General features: G+C 66.9%; 9 protein-coding genes. 3 read left to right on the top strand and 6 right to left on the bottom strand.

The genetic code is table 11. The features are described 5' to 3' along the window. Positions 1-21: 21 nt before the first annotated feature. Genes B4F19_RS04785 through B4F19_RS04795 form a run of 3 tightly spaced genes read left to right on the top strand, consistent with a single transcriptional unit; the run spans position 22 to position 1,872 of the window. Positions 22-522 carry a phosphoribosyltransferase gene (locus B4F19_RS04785; RefSeq protein WP_292727668.1) on the top strand — a complete coding sequence of 167 codons (501 nt, stop codon included), beginning with the start codon at positions 22-24 and terminating at the stop codon, positions 520-522. A 3-nt stretch (positions 523-525) separates the two neighbouring features. Further along, on the top strand, positions 526-1,224 hold the full coding sequence (locus tag B4F19_RS04790) for a uracil-DNA glycosylase (RefSeq protein ID WP_292733075.1): 699 nt from the start codon (positions 526-528) through the stop codon (positions 1,222-1,224). Positions 1,225-1,233: 9 nt separating this feature from the next. After that, positions 1,234-1,872 (top strand): GNAT family N-acetyltransferase, encoded by a 639-nt coding sequence (locus B4F19_RS04795; RefSeq protein ID WP_228177621.1) that lies wholly within the window; start codon positions 1,234-1,236, stop codon positions 1,870-1,872. Here B4F19_RS04795 and B4F19_RS04800 read toward each other — a convergent pair. The 6 genes from B4F19_RS04800 to B4F19_RS04825 all read right to left on the bottom strand — a co-directional run. Continuing rightward, the gene (locus B4F19_RS04800) at positions 1,805-2,653 is read right to left on the bottom strand and encodes an ABC transporter ATP-binding protein (RefSeq protein WP_292733076.1); all 849 of its coding nucleotides are present in this window, start codon (positions 2,651-2,653) and stop codon (positions 1,805-1,807) included. The two genes, B4F19_RS04795 and B4F19_RS04800, sit on opposite strands and share 68 nt — an antisense overlap. After that, a complete protein-coding gene (locus B4F19_RS04805; RefSeq protein ID WP_292733078.1) occupies positions 2,650-3,441 on the bottom strand; it encodes an ABC transporter ATP-binding protein in 792 nt (263 codons plus the stop codon). Before B4F19_RS04805 ends, B4F19_RS04800 begins: the two co-directional genes overlap by 4 nt. Further along, positions 3,438-4,367, bottom strand: a complete 930-nt coding sequence (locus tag B4F19_RS04810) for an ABC transporter permease (protein WP_228177624.1) — start codon at positions 4,365-4,367, stop codon at positions 3,438-3,440. The genes B4F19_RS04805 and B4F19_RS04810 overlap by 4 nt, the downstream gene beginning before the upstream one ends. Next, positions 4,364-5,314 (bottom strand): ABC transporter permease, encoded by a 951-nt coding sequence (locus tag B4F19_RS04815; RefSeq protein WP_292727676.1) that lies wholly within the window; start codon positions 5,312-5,314, stop codon positions 4,364-4,366. Before B4F19_RS04815 ends, B4F19_RS04810 begins: the two co-directional genes overlap by 4 nt. Positions 5,315-5,397: 83 nt before the next feature. Beyond that, positions 5,398-6,909, bottom strand: a complete 1,512-nt coding sequence (locus B4F19_RS04820; RefSeq protein ID WP_292733080.1) for an ABC transporter substrate-binding protein — start codon at positions 6,907-6,909, stop codon at positions 5,398-5,400. A 124-nt stretch (positions 6,910-7,033) separates the two neighbouring features. Then, on the bottom strand, positions 7,034-7,906 hold an 873-nt coding region (locus B4F19_RS04825; protein ID WP_292733082.1), incomplete at its 5' end, for an alpha/beta fold hydrolase.

Below are 7,906 nucleotides of genomic sequence, written 5' to 3' on the forward strand. Positions count from 1 at the left end.
GGGCAACCGAGAGGAGAACCGGTGACGACCGAGCGGGAAACGTTGACGTGGCAGGGTTTCGGAGATGCGACGCGCGAGCTCTCCCGCACGATCGTGGCTGACGGGTTCATGCCCGACGTGGTAGTCGCCATCGCCCGCGGCGGGCTCCTGCCTGCCGGTGCCATCGCCTACGGCCTGGGAATCAAGAACTGCGGGGCGATCAACGTCGAGTTCTACACCGGCATCGGCACTGTGCTCCCCGATCCCGAGCTTCTTCCTCCCGAGATGGATATGGCCTACCTCGATGGCCGGCGCGTCCTGCTCGTGGATGACGTCGCCGACAGTGGGCGTACGCTCGACCTCGCGGTGCGCCTCCTGACCGATCGAGGCGCGATCGTGCGCAGCGTCGTCATCTACACGAAGCCGACGACGATCATCCGTCCGGACTGGTCGTGGAAAGACACCGACCTGTGGATCGATTTCCCGTGGTCGTGGCAGGGGTCGGTCATCGAGCAGGATGCCGCGGTGAGGGAATCGGCCTGACCCATGGCGATGTCTCTGCCAGAGCTCGCCGACGCGGGTCTGATCGACAGTGGCTGGGCCGATGCGCTCTCCCCGGTCGCCGATCAGATCGCGGGCATCGGGGAGCGCCTGCGGGCCGAGGTCGCGGCGGGGCGGCGCTACCTGCCGGCAGGAGATCGGGTCCTTCGCGCCTTCGCCCGGCCGCTGGCGGACGTGCGGGTCCTCATCGTGGGGCAGGATCCGTACCCGACGCCGGGTCATCCCATCGGTCTCTCGTTCGCTGTCGACGCCCACGTCAGGCCCCTGCCGCGAAGCCTCGCGAACATCTACCGAGAGCTCGACGACGACCTCGGCATCCGGCCTGCTTCCCACGGCGATCTGTCGGCTTGGAGCGATCAGGGCGTCATGCTGCTGAACCGCGTCCTCACGGTGTCGCCGGGCGCTCCCGGCTCGCACCGTGGCTGGGGGTGGGAGGCCGTCACGGAGCACGCGATTCGCACGCTGGCAGCACGCGACCACCCCCTTGTCGCCATCCTGTGGGGGAGGGATGCCGCGGGCCTGCGCTCGCTGCTGGGATCGACTCCGATCATCGAGTCGCCGCATCCCTCGCCCCTGTCTGCAAGCCGCGGATTCTTCGGATCGCGACCCTTTTCCCGTGCCAACGAGCTGCTCGAGCAGCAGGGCGCGGATCCGATCGACTGGCGCGTGGAACCGTCGGCGTAGGCTGATCTCATGCTGGAAGAGGAATACGAGAAGAAGCGGCGGCTTCCCTTCCATCTGCGACGGCGGCCGGAGCCCGAAGGGCCGTTCAGCTACGTCATCCGTGCCGCGGAGGAACGCGACATCCCCGACATTCGGGAGATCTACAACTACTACGTGCGCAACTCCGTCGTGACCTTCGATGAGAAAGTGTGGTCGATCGCCCAGTGGCGCGAGAAGTTCGCGTTTCTGCGCAAACTTGACCTGCCCTTCCTGGTGGCACAGTCACCGTCAGGCCAGATCCTGGGGTACGCGCTCGTCCAGCCTTGGGCAGGGAAGTCGGCTTATCGCTACACCGTGGAGAATTCCATCTACCTCGGTCAGGCAGCTGCTGGAAAGGGGCTCGGGCGGGCCCTGCTCGAGGCGCTCATCGAGGCCTGTCAGCGGAAGGGTATTCGCGAGATCGTCGCAGTCATCAGCGACAAAGGCGCTGAGGCGTCAGTGGCACTCCACGAGCGGCTGGGCTTCACGGAAGTCGGCCGGATGGGCCGCGTCGGCTTCAAGTTCGGGCGGTGGCTGGGAACGATCTACCTCCAGAAGTCGCTCAAGCCGGTGAAGAAGGGGCTCTTCCGTCGCGGCGGTCCTCCGCGGGAGTCTCGCCCGGGGGAGTGATCGAGGGGATCGCCGCCAGGAGCGCCCGCGTGTAGTCAGCCTCCGGTGCGTGCAAGACGCGGGAGGTCTCGCCCCGCTCCACGATCCGTCCGTCCTTCATGACCACCACCCGATCGCACAGGTTCTGCACGACTCCGATGTCGTGGGAGACCATGATGATCGTCATCCCCTCGTCCTGTCTGAGTCGGTCGAACAGACCAAGGATCTGGGCTCTCACCGTGACATCGAGCGCCGACAGCGGCTCGTCACCGACGAGCAGGCGGGGGCGGTGCACGATCGCTCGCGCGAGAGCGATTCGTTGACGCTGACCCCCAGAGAACTCGCGCGGGAACCTGTCGGCCGCCGCGGCATCCAGACCTACCTGTGTGAGGACCTCCCGCACCCGCGCTCGCCGGTCCCCGGTGACGCCAAGCGCCCACAGCGGTTCGCCGACGATGCGCCCCACGCTCATACGAGGATCGAGCGAGGCGTAGGGGTCCTGAAAGACGATGCCGGTCTTCCGACGAAGCCACCGCAGCGATCTCGCCGATGACGACGCGTCTACCTCGCGGCCGTCGATGTGGACCGAACCTGAGGTCGGTCTGTCCAGGCCGAGGAGGAGCCGGACAAGGGTGGATTTGCCCGACCCGGACTCGCCAATGACGCCAAGGGCGTGTCCTTCTTCGAGCGTGAGGTCGACAGCATCCAGCGCCGTTGTGACAGCGGGCTTCGCGAAAAGCCGCGTGGACGGGGTGCGGTGACGTCGGGTGAGACCCTCGGCGCGGACGAACTCGGTGCTCATGCGTCGCTGCCCTCGCCCCGCCACAGCGTCGCGGTAGCGTCCCTGAGCAGTCCCTGGGTGACAGTCGCGCGGGGCTCGCTGAGCAGGCGGGAAACCTCGCCGGCCTCGACGACGCGACCGCGCTCGAGTACCACCGCCTGGGTCGCGATCTGCGCGAGCACTGCAAGGTCGTGAGTAATGAACAGCAGCGACATGTCCTCGTCGGCGGTGAGGCCGCGCAACAGATCGAGGATCTCGGCCTGCACTGTCGCATCGAGCGCCGTCGTCGGTTCGTCGGCGATGAGCAGCCGGGGCCTGCATGCGAGTGCCATGGCGATAGCCACGCGCTGGCGCTGGCCCCCGGAGAGCTGGTGCGGATAGCGCTTGATGATGGCCTCGGGCTCGGGCAGCATCACGCGAGAGGCCTCGGCGATGGCACGCTCCCGAAGCTCGCGGCCTCGCAAGCGCTCGTGGATGCGAACCGACTCTGCGATCTGACGTCCGACTGTCCGGACAGGATTGAGAGCTGTCAGGGGATCTTGGAACACGATTCCGATCTCGTCGCCCCGGAGCTTGGCGAGAGCCCGCTCCTCAAGGCCGAGGATCTCCTGTCCCTGCCACCTGACGCTTCCCGACGCCGTCGCACCTTCGGGCAAGAGGCCCATGATCGCGAGCGCCGTCAGGGACTTGCCTGATCCGGATTCACCGATGAGTCCCACAGCGCCGCCGTTCGGGATCCCGAACGAGACACCGTCGACGACGCGCTCGCCGCCGATCTCGACGGTGAGGCCCTGCACTTCGAGGCTCATGAGACCACCTCGGGCATATGCGTGCGCGACGCACGCGCTGCGCCGGTCCTGGAGACCAGAGTCGGGTCGGATGCCTCTCGGATGCCATCGCCGAGCAGGTTCAGCCCGAGCACCGTCACCGTGATCGCCAGCCCCGGCCAGAGAACGGCGAGCGGGTAAACGGTGAGGTAGTCCTGGAGATCCTGAAGCAGGACTCCCCAGGAGGGCTCGGTCACTGGAGCACCGAACCCGAGGTACGACAACCCTGCTTCGGCGAGCACAGCGACTGCCATCGCCCACGACAGCTGCACGATGAACACCGGTGCGACGTTCGGGAGGAGGTGGCGCCACAGATTCTGCGTCGGGCTGAGGCCGGCCGCAGTTCCTGCGAGCACGAAATCGCTGTGCAGGACGCGTCGCAGCTCGGGTCGCGTGACGCGGGCGATGTTGACGCCGAAGCCGATTCCCACCGACCAGATCACGACCCACAGCGACCCGCCCCACACGGCGGAGATCATCATGGCCACGAGCAGCACGGGGAACGCCACAAGGATGTCGATGAGGACCGCCACCGATTCGCGAACCCAGCGCGTGGTGAGAGCGCCAAGGCTCGCCAGGGCGATTCCGAGCACTGTGGCCACGACCGCCGACCCGGCTGCCACCCAGAGCGTCGTCCCTGCGCCGGCCATCACGAGGCTCAGGATGTCGCGCCCCGCGCCATCCGTACCGAGCAGGTGCGGCCAGCTGGGCGGAAGCCAGCGGTCTTGCACGTTGACCTGCTGCGGATCGAACGGTGTCCATATCCAGGCGATCAGAGCCACCAGGATGATTCCCACGACAACGCAGATCCCGAAGCGTCCCGTCGGCACCGCCCATACGCGACCGAGCCACCGCGCCCGAGTCGGTTGCTGGGGTGTGCGGCGATCGCCATCTGGAGGGGGAGTCACGACGCCTCCCGTTGCCTGGGATCGAGAATCCGGTGGAGCAGGTCGACGAAGAATCCCACGATCAGTACGAAGCCCGTGAGGGCCAGCAACTCGCCCTGCACCTTGGGTAGATCACGTGCGCCAACATCGTCAACCAGCATGCGGCCGATGCCGGGAAGGGAGAAGAGCTGCTCGATGATGACTGCGCCCACGATGATTCCGGCGACCTGGAGCCCGAGGACCGTGATGACCGACAAACCGACGTTCGGCAGGCCGTGCCGGATGAGCGCCGTGGTGCGAGTCAGCCCCTTGGCAGCTGCTGTGCGTACGTAATCCTGTCCGACGGCTTGGAGCGTCGCACTGCGCACGAAGCGAAGCAGCATGGCGCCTTCCACGATCCCGATCGTGACAGCGGGGAGGATCAGCGAGCGCACCGCGGCGGCCGGGTCGTCCCATCCGTTGCGCGGGAACCCCTGCGCCGGCAGCCACCCTAGCCATACGGCGAAGACGACGACAAGCATCATGCCGGCCCACACCACCGGCACAGCCGCGACTGTCTGCGCGCTGACACTCATGATGGTGCCGCGGCGGTGGCCGCGCCAGATCGCGGAGGCCACACCGAGCGGAACGCTGAAGAGAACCGCGATGGTCAGCGAAAGGATGCCGAGGGGCACCGTGACCTGAGCCTTCTCGGCGAGTTCTTCTGCCACCGGGGTGCCGGTCAGTAGCGACGCGCCAAGGTCTCCCCGAAGGACCCCGCCTACCCAGTCGAGATACTGCGCGATCAACGGCTTGTTCAGCCCGAGCTGCTCCCGGATGCCCTCGATCTGCGCAGGCGTGCTGTTTGTGCCCGCGATCAGCTGGGCTACGTCTCCGGGAAGAACACGAAGCGTCACGAAGATGATCGCGCTTGCCACGGCGAGCCCCACCGCGAGCAGCCCGAGCCGGGTCACGACGTACCGGGTCACGGGTCGCTCCGGATGAGCGACACCGCCCGCGCCGCCGGGGCGGGCGCGGGCCGACGCATCACGATGACCCCGTCAGTCTCGCCTCAGCCCGCGATCTTGGCGAGGTTGGCGAGGTTGAGTCGTTCGTTGACGTTGATGGAGGGCATCCCGGTGACGTTCGTTCCGACGGCGACGATGGATGCGCCGTTATAGAGCCAGTCTGCGGCTGCGTCTTCGGAAACGATCCGGGCAGCCTCGGCCAGGAGGGCTGCAGCTTCGGTCTCGTCAGTTGCGGCAAGCGACTCCTGGTAGAGCTCCTGCACCTCGGGGTTGTCGTAGGTGAAGTAGTAGTCGGGGTTCGCCCAGTTCTCGAAGTCGCGGGCTTCGGTGTGCAACACGAAGCTGAGGTCGTAGTCCTTGTTGATGTAGACGTCGTTGATCCAGGTCGGGAAGTCGACGCTGTTCACCGTGAGGGTGATACCTACCTCGTTGAGGTCGGAGACGAGTATCTGCGGGATCGTCGTCGGGTAGAAGGACGGGATCGTGAGCGTCAGATCGAGATCCTCGGCGCCTGCGTCTGCGAGTAGCTGCCGCGCGGCGTCGGGGTCGTACGGTGCGACGTCGGAGAGGTCCTCATAGCCGGGGTCAAGTTCCGGGATCGGGCCGTAGAGAGTCTGGCCCGCGCCGAATGCGTCGGTGAATGCAGAGTGGTCGATCGCCTGACGGATCGCCTGCCGCACGCGCTGATCTGCCAGCGGGCTGCCGGCGGACTGGTTCATCGCGAGCGTGCCTTTGTCGGTCGACTGCCCGAGCACGACCTCGAAACCGCCGTCTGCTTCGATCTGCTCGGTGAAGTTGGCGTCGAACCCCGTGACGACGTCGACCTCGCCGGCCAGTGCCGCGTTCAGGGCAGCCTGCGTTTCGGGGATGTAGTCGAACACCACTTCTGCCGTGGCTGCCGGTTCGCCCCAGTACGCGTCATTGCGGGCGAACGTGATCGAGTCGCCCTGGCGCCACGAGTCGAGCAGGAACGGGCCGGTGCCGTTGGCGGCGGTGGCGTACTCGACGGTGTCGCCCTCCTTGAGGATCAGCCCGGCACGACCGGTCAGGTTCCACAGCAGGCTTGAGTCGGGTTCGGAGAGGGTGAGCGTGATGTCCTGCCCCTCGGCGGTGATCGACGCAATGTTTGCGAGGCGAGCCGAGTCAGCCCATTCCGGGGTGTCGCGGCGAGTGGTGAGCGACCACACGACATCCTGCGGAGTGAGTTCCTGCCCGTCGCCGAAGGTCACACCCTCGCGCAGAGTAAACGTGTACGTCAGCCCATCCGGCGACACGTCGTACTCTTCGGCGAGAACAGGGACGATGTCTTGCTCCGGGGTGCGGCCGACGAGCCCCTGGTAGACGTTGTCGATGAGGATCTGGTCGAGCGCGGCGCCCGCGGTCTGCCGGATGTCGAGGTTCCCCGGTTCCAGAACGAGCCGGATCGCGACAGATGCGTCAGGGTCAGGAGCCCCCGTCGCCGTCGATGCCGGGTCACTGCTTCCGGTGCAGGCTGTCAGAACGAGGGCGCTCGCGGCGAGCAAGGCCGACGCGGCCAGAGCGGTGCGGCGGAACATGGGAGTCCTTTCCGGGGGGCATCCGCTGCGAAGGTGGTGGGCACGCGGAGCACGAAGGGGATCTGCGGTAGATAACTCTAGGGTCCGGTTGCTGTGTTCCCCTCATCGAGAGGCGAACGTGACGTCATCGTTGCCCGGCGCCGCGCAGCTCCATGATGGTCTGAGCGAGTGCAAGCGGAGCCTCTTCCTGCACGTTGTGACCCGTGGGGAGGGTGACGACGACGGCATCGGGCCGGCGCCTCGCGAACTCCGCCGCATCTTCGCTCGTCACGAAGCCTTGTTCGCCGCGGATCAGCGACAGCGGCGCTGTCACGGCGGCGATATCGTTCCATCCCGTCGCCGACAGGATCTCGGAGAGCGCGTCCTGCTGCGCGTCGACCTGGGCGGCAAGCTCGGGCGCTGCCGCGAGGGCCGACGCCAGGTGAGCGAAGTGGTGCTTCCATTCGACGCGTCCGTCTTCGCGTACTCGCGAGTTCAGGTACACCCCGCGTTCGGCCTTCTCGCGGGTCCCCCCACCGAGGCCGAAGGCCAGTGCGCGATCAACCAACTCGTCGCGGCTGGCCCAGTCGGTCGGTCCCGCGAAGAACGCCCGGATCTGCGCAGCCCCTGCGTTGGGATCGATGCCCGGGGTGATGTCGATCATGATCAGTTGCGTCACGAGCTCGGGAACGGATGCCGCCAGCGCAGCACCGGTCAGACCCCCCAGCGAGTGTCCGACGACGAGCTGTGGCGCCGACGTCCACGCCCTGATGCCCGTTGCCACATCCGGAGCGAGGTTCGCCGCGGTATAGGCGGCGTCAGGCCGCCAGGACGAATCGCCGTGGCCGGGGAGGTCGATCGCGAGGGCGGGCAGACCCAGCGCCAGGATCGTCGAGTCCCAGGTGTGGGCGTTGAGGCCCGCGCCGTGGACAAAGGTGACCACTGGCGGTGTGTCGCCGAAGCGGAGGGCGCTCAGGGTGCGTCCGTCGTCGAGAGCGAGGGAAATGCGCTCGACCGG

This window comes from Microbacterium sp. UBA1097, from assembly GCF_002313585.1.
In the GTDB taxonomy this organism is placed as follows: Bacteria; Actinomycetota; Actinomycetes; order Actinomycetales; family Microbacteriaceae; genus Microbacterium.